Consider the following 1,250-nt stretch of genomic DNA (forward strand, 5'->3'; position numbering starts at 1 on the left):
TGAACTGGCCTAATGATTTTGGACACCTTCATCGGGCGCTATGATGGCGCCCAATTGGAGGCAAAATCAGTGCGTAAATCTTACTCAAGAGAATACAAAGTCCAAGCCGCTGAAATGGTGCTGGACGACGGCCAGTCAGTTCCTGAGGTCTGCGCGGCCCTTGGGCTGGGGCCTACGGCCCTTCGTCGTTGGGTTGAACAGGTGCGTGAAGAGAGAGCGGGCAAGGTTCCGGCTGGAGCCAAAGCAATCACGCCGGAGCAACAACGAATTGAAGAACTCGAAGCGCTGGTTCGGCAAAAGGATCGGGATATTGAAATCCTAAAAAAGGCCAGTGCTCTCCTGCTTCGGGACTCCAAAGATCGTTCTCGCTGATCAACGAGCTGAGTGAGCAATACCCTGTTATCGACTGCTGCCGCGTGCTTGGGGTCAAGCGCAGCAGCTTTTACGCGTGGCGCAAACGGCAAGGGCGTGAAAACCCGGCTAGGGATGCTCTGCGTCTGCTGGTGGTTAAGCACTTCAACGCGTCACGAAGTGCCTCTGGCTCGCGAACGCTGGTGCAGGAACTGCGGCGTGAAAACCATGCAATCGGGCGATACAAGGTGCGCGCGTTAATGCGTGAAGCTGACCTGAAGTGCAAGCAGCGCAGGCCGCACCGGTATCGGTCATCGGGGGCAGAGGCATTGATCGCGGAGAATCAGCTGAAGCGCAACTTCAAGGTTTCGACGATCAATGAGGTTTGGTGTGGCGATGTGACCTACATCCAGGTTGGCAGGCGCTGGTTGTACCTGGCCGCCGTGATTGACCTCTATGCCCGCCGAGTAGTGGGTTGGGCGTTCTCGATGATTGCAGATGCCAATTTGGCTTGTAACGCCCTGCGCATGGCAGCTGAATCGCGAGGTAGACCAGCGGGTGTAATTTTCCATTCAGACCAGGGCTGTCAGTACGCCAGCCATAAATTCAGAGCCACGCTCGATGAGTTTAACTTGAAGCAGAGCATGAGCCATCGAGGCCAATGCTGGGATAACGCTGCCATGGAGCGGTTCTTCGGGGCGTTGAAGTCAGAGTGGATGCCCGCAGAGGGCTACGAGACCGAAGCGCAGGCACGAGTGGATATCCAGGCTTATTTGATGCGCTACAACCTCAAGCGCCTCCACAGCTACAACGGCTATGAAACACCGGTAGCCATGGAGGAAAAGCTCAAAGTAGCGGCATGAACCTTAACCGGTGTCCAAAATTGCTTGACCAGTTCA

The 1,250-nt window shown here is 55.6% G+C and carries 2 protein-coding genes; both read left to right on the top strand.

What is annotated here, in order from left to right; genetic code table 11:
- Positions 1-18 precede the first annotated feature (18 nt).
- Positions 19-372 carry a transposase gene (locus FEM01_RS24465; protein ID WP_240791796.1) on the top strand — a complete coding sequence of 118 codons (354 nt, stop codon included), beginning with the start codon at positions 19-21 and terminating at the stop codon, positions 370-372.
- 29 nt (positions 373-401) lie between these two features.
- Positions 402-1,214, top strand: a complete 813-nt coding sequence (locus FEM01_RS24000; protein WP_240791797.1) for an IS3 family transposase — start codon at positions 402-404, stop codon at positions 1,212-1,214.
- Positions 1,215-1,250 lie beyond the last annotated feature (36 nt).

The organism is Pseudomonas mosselii, from assembly GCF_005796105.1.
Classification (GTDB): Bacteria; Pseudomonadota; Gammaproteobacteria; order Pseudomonadales; family Pseudomonadaceae; genus Aquipseudomonas; species Aquipseudomonas mosselii_C.